Annotated in this window: 17 protein-coding genes; 7 read left to right on the top strand and 10 right to left on the bottom strand. The window is 38.0% G+C overall.

From position 1 onward, the window contains the following. Positions 1-15 precede the first annotated feature (15 nt). The 4 genes from opp1F to opp1B are packed head-to-tail and all read right to left on the bottom strand — an operon-like array spanning position 16 to position 4,033. Positions 16-972 (bottom strand): oligopeptide ABC transporter ATP-binding protein Opp1F, encoded by a 957-nt coding sequence (gene opp1F / locus IGK03_RS03575; RefSeq protein ID WP_002355795.1) that lies wholly within the window; start codon positions 970-972, stop codon positions 16-18. After that, the gene (gene opp1D / locus IGK03_RS03570; protein ID WP_002355794.1) at positions 972-2,030 is read right to left on the bottom strand and encodes an oligopeptide ABC transporter ATP-binding protein Opp1D; all 1,059 of its coding nucleotides are present in this window, start codon (positions 2,028-2,030) and stop codon (positions 972-974) included. The genes opp1F and opp1D overlap by 1 nt, the downstream gene beginning before the upstream one ends. Before the next feature lie 9 nt (positions 2,031-2,039). Continuing rightward, positions 2,040-3,092: an oligopeptide ABC transporter permease Opp1C gene (gene opp1C, locus IGK03_RS03565; protein WP_002355787.1), complete on the bottom strand. Its 1,053-nt coding sequence runs from the start codon at positions 3,090-3,092 to the stop codon at positions 2,040-2,042. Continuing rightward, positions 3,092-4,033: an oligopeptide ABC transporter permease Opp1B gene (gene opp1B / locus IGK03_RS03560; protein ID WP_002381304.1), complete on the bottom strand. Its 942-nt coding sequence runs from the start codon at positions 4,031-4,033 to the stop codon at positions 3,092-3,094. Before opp1B ends, opp1C begins: the two co-directional genes overlap by 1 nt. 90 nt (positions 4,034-4,123) lie before the next feature. On the opposite strand from opp1B, the gene IGK03_RS03555 reads away from it, so the two are divergent. Then, the gene (locus IGK03_RS03555; protein ID WP_002355784.1) at positions 4,124-4,474 is read left to right on the top strand and encodes a DUF3899 domain-containing protein; all 351 of its coding nucleotides are present in this window, start codon (positions 4,124-4,126) and stop codon (positions 4,472-4,474) included. A gap of 78 nt (positions 4,475-4,552) precedes the next feature. Here IGK03_RS03555 and opp1A read toward each other — a convergent pair whose 3' ends face one another. Continuing rightward, the gene (gene opp1A, locus IGK03_RS03550) at positions 4,553-6,223 is read right to left on the bottom strand and encodes an oligopeptide ABC transporter substrate-binding protein Opp1A (RefSeq protein ID WP_010816372.1); all 1,671 of its coding nucleotides are present in this window, start codon (positions 6,221-6,223) and stop codon (positions 4,553-4,555) included. Positions 6,224-6,466: 243 nt separating this feature from the next. Here opp1A and IGK03_RS03545 point away from each other — a divergent pair, with 243 nt between their 5' ends. The 6 genes from IGK03_RS03545 (at position 6,467) to fni (ending at position 12,517) form a co-directional block, all read left to right on the top strand. Next, complete coding sequence (locus tag IGK03_RS03545) at positions 6,467-7,540, top strand: FUSC family protein (RefSeq protein ID WP_002355782.1); 1,074 nt, start codon at positions 6,467-6,469, stop codon at positions 7,538-7,540. After that, positions 7,537-8,172 (top strand): pentapeptide repeat-containing protein, encoded by a 636-nt coding sequence (locus IGK03_RS03540; protein ID WP_002355781.1) that lies wholly within the window; start codon positions 7,537-7,539, stop codon positions 8,170-8,172. Before IGK03_RS03545 ends, IGK03_RS03540 begins: the two co-directional genes overlap by 4 nt. Positions 8,173-8,441: 269 nt before the next feature. Continuing rightward, positions 8,442-9,386: a mevalonate kinase gene (mvk, locus tag IGK03_RS03535; protein WP_010828617.1), complete on the top strand. Its 945-nt coding sequence runs from the start codon at positions 8,442-8,444 to the stop codon at positions 9,384-9,386. Next, a complete protein-coding gene (gene mvaD, locus IGK03_RS03530; protein WP_002358822.1) occupies positions 9,386-10,381 on the top strand; it encodes a diphosphomevalonate decarboxylase in 996 nt (331 codons plus the stop codon). Before mvk ends, mvaD begins: the two co-directional genes overlap by 1 nt. 2 nt (positions 10,382-10,383) lie before the next feature. After that, complete coding sequence (locus tag IGK03_RS03525) at positions 10,384-11,490, top strand: phosphomevalonate kinase (RefSeq protein ID WP_002355777.1); 1,107 nt, start codon at positions 10,384-10,386, stop codon at positions 11,488-11,490. Further along, positions 11,474-12,517, top strand: coding sequence for a type 2 isopentenyl-diphosphate Delta-isomerase (gene fni / locus IGK03_RS03520; protein ID WP_002381302.1), 1,044 nt, complete (start codon positions 11,474-11,476; stop codon positions 12,515-12,517). The genes IGK03_RS03525 and fni overlap by 17 nt, the downstream gene beginning before the upstream one ends. Before the next feature lie 44 nt (positions 12,518-12,561). Here the strand turns inward: fni and adhE are convergent, their stop codons facing one another. The 5 genes from adhE to IGK03_RS03495 form a co-directional block, all read right to left on the bottom strand. Continuing rightward, entirely contained in the window at positions 12,562-15,159 is a 2,598-nt protein-coding gene (gene adhE, locus IGK03_RS03515; protein WP_002388933.1) for a bifunctional acetaldehyde-CoA/alcohol dehydrogenase, read from the bottom strand. Positions 15,160-15,316: 157 nt separating this feature from the next. Beyond that, on the bottom strand, positions 15,317-15,622 hold the full coding sequence (locus IGK03_RS03510; protein WP_002355774.1) for a post-transcriptional regulator: 306 nt from the start codon (positions 15,620-15,622) through the stop codon (positions 15,317-15,319). 261 nt (positions 15,623-15,883) lie between these two features. Then, a complete protein-coding gene (gene yajC, locus IGK03_RS03505) occupies positions 15,884-16,282 on the bottom strand; it encodes a preprotein translocase subunit YajC (RefSeq protein WP_002383336.1) in 399 nt (132 codons plus the stop codon). Between the two features lie 60 nt (positions 16,283-16,342). After that, positions 16,343-17,488 (bottom strand): tRNA guanosine(34) transglycosylase Tgt, encoded by a 1,146-nt coding sequence (tgt, locus tag IGK03_RS03500; protein ID WP_002355772.1) that lies wholly within the window; start codon positions 17,486-17,488, stop codon positions 16,343-16,345. A gap of 158 nt (positions 17,489-17,646) precedes the next feature. Further along, complete coding sequence (locus IGK03_RS03495) at positions 17,647-18,753, bottom strand: iron-containing alcohol dehydrogenase family protein (protein ID WP_002358821.1); 1,107 nt, start codon at positions 18,751-18,753, stop codon at positions 17,647-17,649. Positions 18,754-18,791: the final 38 nt, after the last annotated feature.

The raw sequence follows: 18,791 nt of genomic DNA, 5'->3' as shown, positions 1-18,791 counted from the left end.
TAGAAAAGAAGCTGGTTATAAACCAGCTTTTCTTTTCTTCTCTTCAATTTTTTCACGGTACATTGCAACTTCGTCTTCAGCACAATAAACATAGTGTCCATTGAGAATTTCACGGAGCTCACGATCTTTTCCATCTGCCGCTGCAGGCTGGTAAACGATCCGTTTACGTGTGCGTTCATAGTCTGGATCTGGTAATGGTATCGCAGAAAGCAAACTTTCTGTATAAGGATGAACGCCGAAATTATAGACATCATCACTTGTGCCCATTTCCAATAATTTCCCACTGTGCATTACGCCAATTCGGTCACTGATATGTTTTACCATCGATAAGTCATGTGCGATAAACAAGTAAGTTAAGCCTTGTTCTTTTTGTAAATCTTGTAATAAGTTTACTACTTGAGCTTGAATCGACACATCCAAAGCCGAAATCGGCTCATCACAGATAATGAAACGTGGATTAACCGCTAAAGCACGAGCAATCCCGATCCGTTGACGTTGCCCACCAGAAAACTCATGAGGATAACGCGTACTGTGACTTGGATTTAATCCCACCGTTTTTAAAAGTTCATTGACTTTTTCTTCCCGCTCTTTTGGTGTTTTAGCTAATCCATTGACATCGATTCCTTCAGCAATAATATCATTGACTTTCATTCTTGGATTCAATGAAGCATATGGATCTTGGAAGATCATTTGAACATCGCGGCGGAATGCTTGCATGTCCGCTTTTGATTTAATTTTGCTAATGTCTTTTCCATCGAAAAGAATTTCACCAGCAGTTGGATCATATAAACGAATGACACTGCGACCAGTTGTTGATTTTCCACTTCCTGATTCGCCAACTAATCCAAAGGTTTCGCCTTCATAAATATGAAAACTAATGTCATCAATGGCTTTTACTTCGTCTTTACGACCAACATTGAAATACTGTTTCAAACCAGTGACTTCTAATAGGACTTTTTTCTCTTCTGCCATTAATTACTACCTCCTGGATTTTTTTGACGCTCTGCATAAATTGCCCAACGACGAACAATCTCTGCTGGAGGCGTAACTTTTGGTGCTTGTGGTGCTAATAACCACGTTGCTGCTTTGTGTGTCGGTGATACTTCAAAATAAGGTGGTTCTTTTTCTGTATCAATTTTTAAAGCAAACTCATTCCGTGGATAGAAGGCATCTCCAGTTGGTGGATCTAATAAATCTGGAGGTGAACCTGGAATCGCATAAAGTTTGTCTTCTGTTCCTTCCATCGTTGGCATTGACCCTAAAAGTCCCCAAGTATATGGATGTTGTGGATTATAGAAAATTTCTTCTGCTGTTCCCACTTCAACCAGACGTCCACCGTACATGACAGCGACACGGTCAGCCACGTTCGCTACTACCCCTAAATCATGGGTAATGAAAATAATCGAAGTGCTAATTTTTTCTTGTAAATCTTTTAATAACTCTAAAATTTGTGCTTGGATGGTTACATCCAACGCTGTAGTTGGTTCATCTGCAATTAGAACTTCGGGATAACAAATTAAAGCAATTGCAATGACAATCCGTTGACGTTGCCCACCAGAAAATTGGTGTGGATAGTTTTTCAAACGTTTTTCAGCATTAGGAATGCCGACTAATTTTAGTAATTCTAATGCTTGCGCTAAGCCTTCTTTTTTTGAGACTTTATTATGTTTGATTAATGATTCCGCCACTTGTTTGCCAATTGGCATCGTTGGGTCTAATGAAGTCATCGGATCTTGGAAAATCATTGCGATTTCTTTACCACGAATGGCTTGCATTTGTTTTTCTGTTTTATGAACAATATCTTGTCCTTTAAACAAAATTTCCCCGTTATCAATATTGGCATTACTGCTCAACAAACGCATAATACTGCGGGTTGTAACAGATTTACCACTCCCTGATTCACCTACGATGGCTAACGTTTCACCTTTATAAAGATCAAAACTCACACCACGAATGGCGTTGACTTTACCTGCAAATGTATCAAAGGAGATTCTTAAGTCTTTAACTTCTAATACTTTTTCCATAGTCATTCACCACTCTTACTCTTTCATCTTAGGATCAAATGCATCACGTAAACCATCAGCTAACAAGTTGAAACAAATCATGATAACTGAAAGTGTTGCCGCTGGAATCCACATTAAATATGGAAGGAAACGGAAAGTTTTGTATCCTTCGTTTAACAAGGTTCCTAAAGATGCGGTTGGTGGACGTAAGCCTAACCCAATAAAACTTAGGAACGCTTCAAAGAAAATTGCCGATGGGATACTGAACATCATTTGGACAATAATGACACTTGAGATATTCGGTAAAATATGTTTAATAGCAATTTTCCAACGAGATTCGCCCAATGTTTCTGCTGCCATGACAAACTCTTGATCTTTTAGTTTCATGGTCTGGGCTCGCACAATCCTGGCCATTGATATCCAGTTTGTAATAACCATGGCCAAAACAATCGAAACAATCCCTGGATCAAAGACTGTTAGCATCAAGATCATAACAACTAAGTTAGGAATACCAGAAAGAACTTCTAAAATACGTTGCATTACTGTATCGACACGACCGCCGACTAACCCGGAAATCAGTCCATACGTTACCCCAATCGTAATATCTAGAATTGCCGCGATAAACGCAATTAATAAGGAAATACGTGTTCCCATAAATAAACGACTTAGGACATCACGACCTAAACCATCTGTTCCTAGATAAAAGTTTACGTTATCTGGAACGTTTGCTTGTGCATATTTATCAACTAATTGACCAGCAACTGTTGTTTTACCATTTAAACCATTCACGCTTTCCAAGCCAGGAATTCGTGGTGGTAAGTTAATGTAAGAAACATTTTGTTTCGTTGGGTTATGTGGTGAAACCCAAATGGTAATAATAGAGATAAAGATAATAACTGCTAAGAAACTCATTGAGATAACTGCAGCTTTATTCTTTTTCAAACGACGCCATGAGTCTTGTAAGAAACTTAAAGACGGTGTGGCAATACGCTCTCTTTCTTTTAGAGTTGAAGTGTTTAGAGGCTGAAACTCATCTGCCGGAATATCTTTAATCGCTTGTGGTAGATTATTTTTATTGACTGTTTCCATTAGCCTTTTGCACCTCCTGATACGCGAATTCTTGGATCAATTAAACCATAAAGTAAGTCAACAATCAGAATTACAACAACTAACATTGTTGAATACAAAATAGTTACTGCCATAATTGTTGGATAGTCGTTTGTCATAATTGATTTTACAAACTGTTCCCCAATTCCAGGGATGGCAAAAATATTTTCTACTACTAAAGAACCTGTCATTAAACCAACGGCTAAAGGTCCTAATAAGGTAATCAATGGAATTAAACTGTTTCTTAACCCGTGGCGGAATGCAACTTGCCAGCGACTCAAGCCTTTTGCTTTGGCTAATTCGACATAATCACTATGCAAGACCTCTACCATCTCGGTTCGAATAAACCTAGCCGAATCGGCCATTGGACTCATTGCCAAGGCAATAGTTGGTAAAATTGTGTAGGCAAAACCATTCCACATAGCAATTGGTAAGATTCTTAATTTCATTGCAAAAATGTATTGTAATAATACCGCGAAAACAAAGTTTGGAATAGAACGACCTAAAATGGCTAACAATGTTGCCAACGTATCTACCCAAGTATTTTGACGCATCGCTGCGATAATCCCCAATAAAATACCGACTAACGTACCAAAGATAATCGCTTGTCCTCCCAGTTGAAGGGATGGCCCAATTCGACCAGCTAATAACTTAGCAACAGGTTGGTTTTTAAATTGGAATGAAATACCAAAGTCTCCTGTTACCAGGTTCTTTAAGTAAATTCCGTATTGAACAATCACTGGTTTATCTAAGCCAGATTGTTTATTCAACATAGCGATTGTTTCTGGACTAAGTTTTTCTTGGTTGGTATAAGGCGTACCTGGTAATAATTGCATTAAGAAAAACGTAATCGTTGCGATTAACCACAAAGTGATAATCATGAAAAAGATCCGTTTAAGAAAATATTTTCCAAAACTATTCAATAATGACACCTCCGAGATTTTTTTGACTTCCTCAGTTATTTTCGTTAAAGTAATGACTAGATAGACCACAATAATAGATAGGGTGAACACATGAAAACTTTTAAATGGCCAATTATTACAGCCGTTATTTCCAGTATCGGCATTTTTCTTTACTTATTAATAAGTAAAGAACCTATCACTACCTCCTCATTATCAGATACCTTCTTTATCGTTTCGCTTTTCTTTTTAATTATCGGCATTGCTTTATGGATTATGTCCTCTGGCTTTTTCGATAACTTTCAGCGCTCAATGAAAAACGCGTTTCGTTTTAAAAAGAAAAATGAACCGAAAGAGTTTATCCCGCTTTCAGTCATTGGCGATGCACATCGCTCTTTCTGGCTAAAAACTGGGGGCATCTTACTGATTCTGTCTTTAGGCTTTCTACTATTTTACTTGGTCTAAGACAAGATAGCAAGAGGACCGTTGCCTTTTATTCCATGGCAAAGGTCCTTTTTTGTTTGCTATCGATCTTTTGTCAGGTTATTCTGAAATGTATGCCCATTTGTAGTCATACGTTGCGCCAGCAGGATGAACTGCGACATCTTTGACTTTTTCAGCACGTAAATGCGCTTCTGATTTTTGGAATAATGGTACCACACCCATGTCTCCCATAATCGTTTTCTCTGCATTTAACATATCATCCCAACGTTTTTCAGGATTTGTCGCATCTGCACTACTTGCAGCTTTCACTAACTTGTCAAACTCTGGATTGTTATAACGTCCACGGTTATATGAGTTATCTGAAGCAAATAAGTCTAAGAAACTACTTGGATCAGCATAGTCAGCACTCCAACCACCGATTACTGCATCAAAGTCGCCTTTGTTTGAACGATCTAAACGAACGGAGAATGGAACCGGACTAACCGTTACCTTCACACCATCTAAAGCATCTTGAATTGACCCTTGAACAAATTCAACTGTTTTCTTAGAAGAATCTGCATCTGAAGAAAGAATATCCATTGTTAAGGTTGAAATCCCCAATTCTTTTTTCGCTTTTTCCCAGTATTCTTTAGCTTTTTTCGTATCATATTCAATTTGACTACCTGCTTCTTTAGCAAAGTCTTTGCCGCCACTTGGGTCTTTTGCCATATCTGCTGGTACTAAACCGTTTGGCTCGATAGAACCATCCCCTAAGATTGATTCAACTAACGCTTTACGGTCGATTGAGTAAGAAATTGCTTTACGTAAGTTCGCATTTCTAAATGGTGATTTTTCATCACGTTGATTTAGTTCCATATATTGTGTTGATGCTTCTTTTTGACTAACAAAAGCTGGGTCATTGGCCATTTGTTGAGCTAATTCACCAGAAAGAACGACATCGTCTGTTTGTCCATCTTGGAACAAGTTCAACGCGGTTGGTGATTCTTTCACAACATTCACATCTACTGAGTCCAGTTTCACTGTGTCTTTATCCCAATATTGATCGTTTTTCTTGAATGACCATTTTGTATCTGTACCAGGACCATCAAAGCCGTCTAAGACGAATGGACCATTGTAGACAGCACTTTCGCTGTTTGATGCATAATTTTTACCATATTTTTCCACAATATCTTGACGTTGCGGGAAGAATGATGGGAAAGCTAATAAGTAATCAAAGTATGGTGTTGCTTTTTCTAAAGTGATTTCTAATTCTGTATCACTGACTGCTTTAATTCCTAATTCTGATTTATCTTTTTCCCCTTTAGCAATGGCATCACCATTTTTTACAGAGGCATACAGATAAGCATATTCAGAAGCTGTCGCTGGATCAACTGTTCGTTGCCATCCGTAAACATAGTCATTAGCAGTCACTGGTTTACCGTCTGACCATTTTGCATCTTTATTTAATTTAATTTTGTATGTTAGTCCATCTTCAGAAACTTCTGCTTTTTCCGCTGCACCTGCAGGTTGGACTTTGTTATCTTTGTCTAAACGATAAATTCCTTCATATACATTATTTAATGCAATAAAACTAATTCTGTCTGTTGCTAGTGATAAATCAGCTGTTGGCATTTCTTGTTGTTCTGTGACACGTAAAACTTGTTCGCCACTTGCCTTACCGCCACCAGACGCGCTTGAGCTATCTGACGTTCCGCCGCCTCCACAAGCCGCTAAAGTTGTTACGCTAAATAATGTAATCACACCGAATGTTAATGACTTTTTCAATTTCATAGTGTTGCCTCCTAAAATAATACAATCTGTATTTTCTGAAAAATCAGAATTTAATAATTATTTATTGCTATGGAATATATCTTACATTTTTCATATTAAAATTGCAAGTCAAAATGTTAACTTTTTTTAATTTTTCTTCTCTTCCTATCAGAAACCACTCTTTTTCTTCCTGTCTTTTATTGCAATTCTTTTGTCAGTTTTCTAAACATTATGGTAAATTAGGAAGTAAAGGAGTGACAAAATATGAAAAATTCTACGTTTTTAAAGGATTTGTTTGCTATTGATAAAGCAAATGACGAATTATTTCGGTTAGTTGGTGTCGCAATTTGTATGGCAATTCCATTATTAATTGGTTATTTTTCCAATAATTTACTCATTGGGACCTTTGGCTCGATGGGCATTTATACGTTTATTTATTATCAGCCGCTTCCTTTGCCCCAATTATTGCGCAGACTGAATATTGTTGGCTTTTTTATTGTTCTGGGCAACAGCTTAGGAATGCTAAGTCACCATGTACCTTGGTTGATTCCCATTACAATTGCCATCGTCGCTTTTCTTGCACGCTTACTTTTTAGATTGTATGGCATTGAGAAGCCTGGTGCTTTGTTAGTTATCATGTCAACCGCAATGGGAACAAGCAACAATTTTCCTTTACATAAGATTCCCATCATGGCCAGTTTTGTTCTTTTAGGAGTAGTGACCGGCATTATCATGGGCATTGTGCTTCATTTCATCGACAAGCGCCCCTACGTTTTTCAAAAACGGATGTCTCTTCAAGAACGACTTTATATCGATCCCGCTTCTTTATTAGATGCTTTGCATTATGCGGCCATTTTATTTTTAGCGGCTTATTTAAGTCAATCGCTTCATTTAGTCAATGCCTATTGGATGACGTTTACTTGCGCAGCCATTTTACAAGGGGAAAATTTACATTCTGTGATGCAGCGAAATGTGCAACGGATTCTAGGTACGAGTCTTGGTTTGTTGCTTTCTGCAATTTTATTAATGATTCCCTTTACACCTTTACAAACAATCGGTATCATTAGTATTCTATATGCAGCTTTTGAAGGATTCATTAACAGAAACTATGCGATTGCCAGCTTTTTTATTACCCCGATGTCCTTATTATTATCAAATCTTGCACGACAGCAAGTCATTAGTAATCTTTTAAACTATCGATTAGTCGGGATTGTGTTAGGTAGTTTACTTGGTTTTGCCGGCGCTTATGTTTTCACAACTGCGCTACGTTTCTATAATCGGGCCTACTCAATTGATGAAACCTTTGAAAATCAACAAGAAGAAAGAGGCGTTTTATGAAAATAACTTATCCCTTGCCACCAAATTTGCCAGAACAACTTCCTCTATTAACGAACTGTCAATTAGAAGATGAGGCAATCTTAGAAAATCATTTGTATCAGCAGATTGATTTACCGAATCAAGAAGTTCGTAACTTAGTCTTTCGGGATGCTGTTTTCGATCATCTTTCATTAGCAAATGGCCAGTTTGCTTCTTTTGATTGTAGTAATGTGCGTTTTGAAGCTTGCGATTTTTCTAACGTCGAATGGCTGTCTGGCAGTTTTCATCGAGTGACTTTCCTTCGTTGCAATTTGACAGGAACGAATTTTGCAGATAGCTATTTAAAAGATTGTCTGTTTGAGGATTGCAAAGCCGATTATGCTTCTTTTCGTTTTGCAAATTTTAATCTTGTTCACTTTAATCAGACACGTTTAGTCGAAAGTGAATTTTTCGAGGTCACCTGGAAGAAACTCCTTCTAGAAGCTTGCGATTTAACCGAAAGTAATTGGTTAAATACTTCTTTAAAAGGATTGGATTTTTCCCAAAACACCTTTGAACGCTTGACTTTCTCACCAAACTATTTATCAGGTCTTAAAGTCACCCCTGAACAAGCCATTTATTTGGCAAGTGCCCTTGGTTTGGTGATTACCTAAGAAAATTTTAAAAAAATAGCCGAATAACTGGTTCTGTCGGTTCTTTCTTATTAAATTGTTATTAATTTTTTGGAAAAACCAACGGAACCATTTTACTTGTGCCTTATTTTTAGGTAAACTATCTTAGGTTAAGCAATCTCTTTTTTTGGAACAAGAGAAACTTTTGGAATCATTTCCTATAAATCATGAAGAGATTATGACAAACGTTCTTCTAATCCAAGAACGTCTTTTGTCCTATACTCGATTCTACTCAAAAGGAATGTCAGTGAATGAATATAAAAAAACAAGGCCTCGGTCAAGCGACGGGAAAAATCATTTTAATGGGGGAACACGCCGTTGTTTACGGCGAACCAGCAATCGCCTTTCCTTTTCAAGCGACAGAAATCACAGCCGTCTTTACCCCGGCAAAAACTATGCAGATTGATTGTGCATATTTTACAGGATTGCTTGAAGACGTGCCCCAAGAGCTAGCAAATATCAAGGAAGTTGTTCAGCAAACCTTACATTTTTTAAAGGAAGATACAGTTAAAGGCACTTTGACCTTAACAAGTACGATTCCCGCTGAACGAGGAATGGGCTCAAGCGCAGCAACCGCTGTGGCCATCGTTCGAAGCCTTTTTGATTATTTTGATTACGCTTATACATATCAAGAATTGTTTGAGCTTGTTTCCTTAAGTGAGAAAATTGCTCATGGCAATCCTAGTGGTATCGATGCCGCAGCAACAAGCGGCGCTGATCCCTTATTTTTTACTAGAGGATTTCCGCCCACACATTTCTCGATGAATTTATCTAATGCCTACTTAGTAGTAGCTGATACGGGAATTAAAGGTCAAACACGTGAAGCAGTGAAAGACATTGCGCAGCTAGCTCAAAATAATCCCACAGCAATCGCTGAAACAATGAAACAATTAGGTTCTTTTACTAAAGAAGCGAAGCAGGCAATTTTACAAGATGATAAACAAAAATTAGGTCAGCTAATGACGTTAGCGCAAGAGCAACTCCAGCAATTAACCGTCAGCAACGATATGCTGGATCGACTAGTGGCTCTCTCTCTAGAACATGGCGCTCTAGGAGCAAAATTAACCGGCGGCGGTCGCGGTGGCTGTATGATTGCCTTAACAGATAATAAAAAGACCGCACAAACCATTGCACAGACTTTAGAAGAAAATGGAGCTGTTGCTACATGGATTCAATCATTAGAGGTGAAAAAGTAATGCTTTCAGGAAAAGCACGAGCGCATACAAATATTGCTCTGATTAAATATTGGGGAAAAGCCAATGAAGAATACATTTTACCAATGAATAGTAGTTTATCATTAACATTAGATGCCTTTTACACAGAAACAACTGTGACATTTGATGCCCATTATTCAGAAGATGTATTTATTTTAGATGGTACCTTGCAAAACGAAAAACAAACAAAAAAAGTCAAAGAATTTTTGAACCTTGTTCGTCAACAAGCCGATTGTACTTGGTTTGCAAAAGTGGAAAGTCAAAATTTTGTGCCTACTGCAGCTGGTTTGGCTTCTTCAGCGAGTGGTCTAGCTGCTTTAGCTGGGGCCTGTAACGTAGCCTTAGGATTAAATCTTTCAGCAAAAGACTTATCCCGTTTAGCGCGACGTGGTTCAGGTTCTGCTTGTCGTAGTATTTTTGGTGGTTTTGCTCAATGGAACAAAGGCCACTCTGATGAAACGTCGTTTGCTGAAAATATTCCAGCCAATAATTGGGAAAACGAATTGGCCATGCTCTTTATCTTAATTAATGATGGCGAAAAAGATGTTTCCAGCCGTGATGGAATGAAACGAACAGTAGAAACTTCTAGCTTTTATCAAGGTTGGTTGGACAATGTGGAAAAAGATTTATCCCAAGTTCATGAAGCAATTAAAACAAAAGACTTCCCTCGTTTAGGAGAAATCATTGAAGCCAATGGGTTAAGGATGCATGGAACAACCTTAGGCGCTGTCCCTCCATTTACTTACTGGTCCCCAGGCAGCTTACAAGCGATGGCTTTAGTTCGCCAAGCACGGGCCAAAGGAATTCCTTGCTACTTTACAATGGATGCAGGTCCGAATGTCAAGGTCTTAGTCGAAAAGAAAAACTTAGAAGCATTAAAAACATTTTTAAGTGAACATTTTTCAAAAGAGCAGTTAGTCCCAGCTTTTGCTGGTCCCGGAATTGAATTGTTTGAAACGAAAGGAATGGATAAATAAGCATGATTGAAGTTACTACGCCAGGAAAGTTATTTATTGCAGGAGAATATGCCGTTGTTGAACCTGGCCACCCTGCCATTATCGTTGCTGTGGATCAATTCGTAACTGTAACTGTCGAAGAAACAACAGATGAAGGCAGTATTCAATCTGCACAATACAGCTCTTTACCTATTCGTTGGACACGCCGAAATGGTGAGCTTGTATTAGATATTCGCGAAAATCCTTTTCATTATGTTTTAGCGGCGATTCATCTAACTGAAAAATATGCGCAAGAGCAAAACAAAGAATTGTCATTTTATCATTTAAAAGTGACGAGTGAATTAGATAGTTCAAATGGACGAAAATACGGTCTTGGTTCAAGCGGTGCGGTAACCGTTGGAACTGTCAAAGCCTTGAATATTTTTTATGATTTAGGTTTGGAAAATGAGGAAATTTTCAAATTATCAGCATTAGCTCACTTAGCCGTTCAAGGAAATGGTTCTTGCGGAGATATCGCCGCCAGCTGTTACGGGGGCTGGATTGCCTTTTCAACCTTCGATCATGATTGGGTCAATCAAAAAGTAGCCACTGAAACATTAACTGATTTGTTAGCAATGGACTGGCCTGAATTAATGATTTTTCCGTTAAAAGTACCGAAACAACTACGTTTACTAATTGGTTGGACAGGTAGTCCTGCGTCCACTTCAGACTTAGTTGATCGAGTCCATCAATCAAAAGAAGAAAAACAAGCGGCTTATGAGCAGTTCTTAATGAAAAGTCGGCTTTGTGTCGAAACAATGATTAATGGCTTTAACACAGGAAAAATTTCTGTTATTCAAAAACAAATTACTAAAAATCGCCAATTGCTCGCCGAATTATCTTCACTGACTGGTGTGGTAATCGAAACAGAAGCCTTGAAAAATCTTTGTGATTTGGCTGAATCTTATACAGGAGCTGCGAAATCTTCTGGCGCTGGCGGGGGCGATTGTGGGATTGTAATTTTCCGCCAAAAATCTGGGATTTTACCATTAATGACTGCTTGGGAAAAAGACGGAATTACCCCACTGCCACTTCACGTCTATACCTATGGTCAAAAGGAGTGTAAGGAGAAGCATGAATCGAAAAGATGAACATCTATCATTAGCTAAAGCGTTCCACAAAGAAAAAAGTAATGACTTTGATCGTGTGCGTTTTGTTCACCAATCGTTTGCTGAATCCGCTGTTAACGAAGTAGATATTTCCACTTCGTTTCTTTCTTTTCAGCTTCCCCAACCTTTTTATGTCAATGCAATGACAGGTGGTAGTCAGCGTGCAAAAGAAATTAATCAGCAATTAGGCATTATTGCCAAAGAAACTGGCCTCTTAGTTGCGACAGGATCTGTCTCGGCAGCGTTAAAAGATGCTAGTTTAGCGGATACGTATCAAATTATGCGAAAAGAAAACCCAGATGGACTCATTTTTGCCAATATTGGTGCAGGCTTGGGTGTGGAAGAAGCAAAGCGAGCGCTTGATTTATTTCAAGCGAATGCCTTACAAATCCATGTAAATGTGCCCCAAGAATTGGTCATGCCTGAAGGAGATCGTGATTTCACTAATTGGCTAACCAAAATTGAAGCTATCGTACAGGCCGTAGAAGTGCCTGTCATTGTCAAAGAGGTTGGCTTTGGCATGAGCCAAGAAACCTTAGAAAAACTCACCTCTATCGGCGTTCAAGCAGCGGATGTGAGCGGCCAAGGCGGAACGAGTTTTACACAAATTGAAAATGCCCGGCGGAAAAAACGAGAACTTTCTTTCTTAGATGATTGGGGGCAATCAACGGTCATCTCTCTTCTGGAATCACAAAATTGGCAAAAGAAACTAACTATTCTCGGCTCTGGCGGTGTGCGTAACTCTCTTGATATTGTCAAAGGACTCGCTTTAGGTGCCAAAAGCATGGGAGTTGCTGGGACTATCTTAGCTTCCCTTATGAGTAAAAATGGTTTAGAAAATACCCTAGCCCTTGTACAGCAATGGCAAGAAGAAGTGAAAATGCTTTATACTCTTTTAGGAAAAAAGACGACAGAAGAATTGACGAGTACCGCACTTATCCTCGATCCAGTTTTAGTTAATTGGTGTCATAACCGTGGTATCGACAGCACTGTTTTCGCAAAACGTTAAAGAGACCAGAACATTAATGTTCTGGTCTCTTTATTTGAGTTCTTTTATCCTACATAAGCATCTAAGATAATTTGTTTTAGTTCACTAATTAATGGTTCTTTCGGATTTGCAGTTGTACATTGGTCTTCATATGCAAGTTCTGCCATACGATCAACCGTTGTGTCTAATGTTTCTTGTGAGACACCTTGGGCTTTCAAGTTCATGTCAATTCCGACTGATTTACCTAAGTCTGCTACTGCTGTTGCTAAAGCTTCTACTAATTCTGCGGTAGTATTTCCTTTTAAGCCTAAGAATTTTGCAATGTCTGCATAATCAGTATCGGCGCGGAAGTAATCATATTTAGGGAACATTGCGTGTTTTGATGGATCTTTCGCATTGTAACGAATAATATGTGGTAATAAAATCGCATTTGTACGACCATGTGGAATGCCATATTCCCCACCAATTTTATGAGCAATAGAGTGACAAATACCTAAGAATGCATTGGCAAATGCCATCCCTGCCATGGTTGATGCATTATGCATTTTTTCGCGAGATTCCATATCTGGACGTTTCACTGAATTTTCTAAATGATCGAAAACTAACTTGATTGCTTGTAAACTTAAACCACGTGTGTAATCTGAAGCCATCACGGAAACATAAGATTCAATAGCATGTGTTAAAACATCCATACCTGTGTCTGCAGTGACTGAAGCTGGCACAGACATTACGAACTGTGGATCAACAATCGCTACATCTGGTGTTAACGCATAGTCTGCTAACGGATATTTCACGTGTGTTTCACTATCAGTAATAACGGCAAATGGTGTAACTTCTGAACCAGTTCCTGAAGTAGTTGGTATACAAACAAATTGTGTTTTTTCTGGTTTGGCAATTTTATATGTCCGTTTGCGGATATCTAAGAATTTTTGTTTTGCACCAAAGAACTCTGTATCTGGGTGTTCATAGAACATCCACATGCCTTTCGCCGCGTCCATTGCAGAACCGCCACCCAAGGCAATCACTGTATCTGGTTGGAAATCAACCATCATTTTGGTACCTGCATAAACAGTATTTGTTGATGGGTTTGGTTCAACATCAGAAAATACTTCGATTTTCACATCATTTTTACGTTTTTGTAGCTCTTTACGTACGATATCTGCATAGCCAAATTGAACCATACCTGGGTCACAAACTAACATGACACGTTCAACATTTTCCATTTTTTGTAGATATTGTAAAGAATTTTTTTCAAAGAAAATTTTTGGAGGTAATTTAAACCATTGCATATTATTTCTCCGTTTCGCTACCGTTTTAATATTAATTAAGTTAATGGCTGATACGTTTTTAGAAACAGAGTTTTTCCCGTATGAACCACAACCAAGTGTTAAGGATGGAATCATTTCGTTATAAATGTTACCGATACCGCCTTCTGCTGATGGAGTATTCACTAAAATACGACAAGCTTTCATACGTAAACCAAAAGCAACTTGTAACTCTTCATCTTCTGTATGAATTACTGCTGTATGTCCTAAACCACCTAAGTTTAACATCGCTTCACATAGTTCAAAAGCATGCTCTGCATTGTTTGATTTCATCATTGCTAAAACTGGCGATAATTTTTCTCTTGATAATGGATATTCTGGACCTGCACCTTCTAATTCAGCGACTAAAATTTTTGTGCCTTTTGGTACGCTAATTCCTGCTAATTCAGCAATTTTTTCTGCAGAGTTACCGACAATCGCTGGATTTACTGCGTATTTGCCTTCATTCATCACTGCATCTTCTAGTTTTTGTAATTCATTCGGTTTCACGAAGTAAACATTGTGTGCTTCAAACTCAGCTTTGACAGAAGCATAAATTTCTTTATCCACAATGACCGCTTGCTCAGAAGCACAAATCATTCCATTATCAAATGATTTTGAAACAATTAAATCATTAACCGCACGTTTTACTTTAGCCGTTTTTTCAATATAAGCTGGTACGTTCCCAGGACCAACGCCTAGTGCTGGTTTACCTGTTGAATACGCAGATTTTACCATGCCTGCGCCACCAGTTGCTAAAACAATGGCAATCCCTGGATGATTCATCAAAGCAGATGTTGCATCAATCGATGGTTGTTCAATCCATTGAATACAATTTTCTGGTGCACCTGCTGCAATCGCCGCATCCCGTACAATACGTGCCGCTTCTGCCGAACATTTTTGTGCGCTAGGATGGAAAGCAAAAACAATTGGATTTCTTGTTTTTAAGGCAATTAGTGATTTAAAAATAGTTGTTGACGTTGGGTTTGTTGTTGGTGTGACCCCACATACCACGCCAACTGGCTCAGCAATTTCCATTAAACCGGTTTGTTCGTCTTTGTTAATTACACCCACTGTTTTATCATGTTTAATATTATTCCAAATGTATTCAGATGCATACATATTTTTGATTGCTTTATCTTCATAGATTCCACGGCCAGTTTCTTCGACAGCCATTTTTGCTAAAGGCATATGTTGGTCTAACGCCGCCATCGCCATTTGATGGACAATGTGATCTACTTGTTCTTGTGTAAAATCTTCCATTGCTTTTAAAGCGACATTCGCTTTTGTTGCTAATTCATCAATCATTGATGAAACATCAACCGTTTCTGTCTTTTCTTTTTTTACTGTTTTAACCATGTTCATCCTCCTAAGAGTTTCATTTTAAAAAAACTTTGTTAACTATTTCACATTCACATCATACAACATAAAATGAATCTTGTAAATAGTTTTTGTGATATTTTTCACAACTATTTATAATTTTTTTTATCTCAAAAAAAAAGACCTATTCTTTTTTCTAGAATAAGTCTTCAATATCATGCCAGTCCCTTAAAGGATTTTTTGATGTCTGTGCCAATAATTGTTGATAGTCAAAAAATTCATTCGGCTTAACCTTCTGAATGTCTTTGCGACAGTCTTTGACAGATAAATGGGTTTGTTTTTTCCAACGATAGGTGAGTAAATAAGTCAATAAATCTTCTTCGTTGATGGAAGAATAACCTAGTTCACGAAAATTTTGGCACTTCTTTTTAATACTTTTATTGAGCATTTTTTGTTGTAACCAACTTAATTTTTCCTTTGTCATGGGCTCTTCTCCTTCCAACCAAGCGAAAGATTGCTCACTTTTTAACTATCTTCCAACACTATAAAAAGGAACCTTTTTTGTAAACTTAATAGTTAAAAAGGACTTAGGACGTAAGTCCAAATGACCTACCTTCCTAGTCCTACATTTTAAGATAAACGACACGAGCGGAATAGGAATTATCTCTTCTTATTGGCTTTCTCGTGTGACTACTGGTCACAGTTTCGCCTTTGAAAAGCCTGTTCCGCTCTCTTTAACCATTAAATGAATTAGTTGAATCGTTTAGTCTTTCTTTTCTTTTGAAGGATCTGATGTTTCAGGAACTTCAGTTACTTCTTCTGTGACTGTCTCTTCAACTTCTGTGACTGGTACACTAGTTACTGCTGAATCATTTGTAACAGCAGTTCCAGGTGTTACAGTTCGAATTGCTGCACGGTCAAATTCTAAGACAATACCTTCGCAATCGATTAAAACTGTTTTTTCGTTGATTTCACTTAAAACACCATGTAAACCACCAATTGTGACAACACTATCGCCAGTTTTCATTGCGTTTAGTTGTTTTTGACGTTCTTGTTGTTGTTTCTTTTGAGAACGTGTCATGAAAAACATCATTCCTCCTAAAAGGACTAATGTAAAAATCATTGTAAATCCGCCACCCATTTGTTTCACCTCACTCTGCATTATTCACACTACTAACTGTATCAAAAAAATGCTTGAAGAACTAGTTTTTTCCTCTAATTTTTAGAAACTTTTTGCATTCGCTTTATTAAAGCCATATTCTTCAAAAAACGCTTGTCGGAATTCTAATAAATTGTCGTCCATAATTGCTTGACGGACATTTTTCATTAAGTCTAACAAGAAGTATAAATTATGATACGATGTTAAACGGATTCCGAATGTTTCATCACATTTAATCAAATGACGAATATAGGCCCGCGTATAATTACGACAAACATAACAATCACATTTTTCATCAAGCGGACGAAAATCTCTTGCATATTGGGCATTTTTAACAACCAAGCGACCTTGTGAAGTCATACAAGTACCATTGCGCGCAATACGTGTTGGTAGCACACAATCAAACATGTCAATCCCACGAATCACTCCATCAATTAATGAATCAGGGGCACCCACACCCATTAAGTAACGTGGTTTATTTTCAGGAATTAACGGTGTCGTAAAGTCTAAGACTCGGTTCATTTCTTCCTTAGACTCACCAACAGATAAGCCACCAATCGAATAGCCAGGAAAATCCATACTCACTAAATCTTTGGCACTTTGACGACGTAAATCTTCAAATCCCGCACCTTGAACAATACCGAATAATCCCTGTCTATCAGGATTCGCATGGGCTTTTAAGCCACGCTCAGCCCAACGAGAAGTCCGTTCAATCGAGCGTTTGACATACTCATAGCTTTCATCAAATGGTGGACATTCATCAAAGCTCATCATAATATCTGATCCTAATTTATTTTGAATATTGATCGCTTTTTCTGGAGAAAGGAACATTTTTGAACCATTTAAATGATTTCTAAAATGCACACCTTCTTCTTCGATTTTCCGCATATCACTTAATGAGAAGACTTGGAAGCCACCTGAATCAGTTAAAATAGGTTGATCCCAGTTCATAAATTTGTGTAAACCGCCTGCTTCTTCGACTAAATCTTCACCTGGGCGTAACCATAAATGGTAAGTATTACTTAAAATAACACCGGCACCCATTTCTTTTAATTCTTCTGGTGACATTGTTTTAACTGTCGCAAGTGTACCTACCGGCATAAACATTGGTGTTGGAAATGTGCCGTGAGGAGTAATTAATTCACCTAAACGCGCACCTGTGTGTTTATCTTTTTTGATTAAACGATAACGAATGGCTGGTTCCGTCATTCATTTCCCTACTTTCTACTATAATTTGTCCTCCCATCATCATACTTTTTTTTTATTGAATTTGCAAGGATTTCTCAAGGTTTCTTTTTTCAAAAAAGGATCCTTAAAAAACAGCAACTAGTTCAAATAATTCAAATGAGCTAGTTGCTGTTTGGCACTTATTTTGTCGCTGTATATTTTTCTAAATCTTGCATCGCTGTTTTCACAATTTCAGGGGTAATTTTTTGTTTCATATAATGAATCGTTTCGCCTTCTATACAAGCACGTTCTGCTACTTCTTGATACTCGGCTTCAGTTAAGTCCATCTCCATTTCTTTTAAAGAAATAGGCAAACCTAGTTGGTGATAGAAAGGAATCAATTCAGCGATTTCTTGCCATTTCTCTTCAATGGCTAATTGAACAAACACACCATACGCCACTTTGTTTCCATGCAATTGTCGATGGCTAGCTGGTAGCAAAGTTAGTGCATCATGAATGGAATGGGCACCCGCTGTCCGACCATAATCATCGCCAAAGCCACCCACCATTCCACCAATAATTAAATTTGTTTCGATGACATCAATAAACGATTGATTTAATTGTTGCTCTTCCATCGCTTTTAAAGCATTGATACTTTCATTTAACAAAATATCGCGACATTTTTCCGCGGCAAAATGAGAAACTTGAATAGGTAACACTTGGACATCTAACTGCGAAATAATTGCATCTGCTTCGTACCATTTAGCTAATGTATCCCCAATACCTGCCACCATTAAGGACCGAGGCGAATGCAATAACACTCTTGGTTCTACCAACACCAAAGCGTTTGCTTGCGGAAAAACGTCATATCGTTCCATTGCTCCATCTTCTCGATACATTACACTCAATGGCGTGCACGGTGCACAAGTAGCTGCTAAAGTGGGCAAAATAATTACCGGTAACGCCATTTTGTGTGCTAAGGCTTTGCCCAAGTCGGCCACTTTTCCTCCACCAACAGCGACGATGGCCTCTAAATGATTGTCCAGCACTTGCGCTTCTAACTCTTGCACACGTTGATCTGTACAAACACCTCCATAGTTTTCAAAAACAGCTGTTACTTTTTGAAACGTCGGAAAATACGGTTTTGCCGCTTGCCATGACTCAGTCCCGTGTAAAATGAATACACGATGAATATTTCTGCATAATAGTTGTCCTTCTAATAATTCCCACGAACCAATTTCGCAAAGATACTCTTGTGGTGTCCCTCTCACAATTAATGATTGTTCCATCTTGAAAATCCCCTTCATTTTTGACTTTTGAAAATTTTTTTGAAAAAGTTGTATTT

It is taken from the genome of Enterococcus sp. DIV2453a (genome assembly GCF_050533535.1).
Lineage (GTDB): Bacteria > Bacillota > Bacilli > Lactobacillales > Enterococcaceae > Enterococcus > Enterococcus faecalis.
The sequence above is the reverse complement of the archived record's forward strand: the minus strand, read 5'-3'. Positions and strand labels throughout refer to the sequence as shown.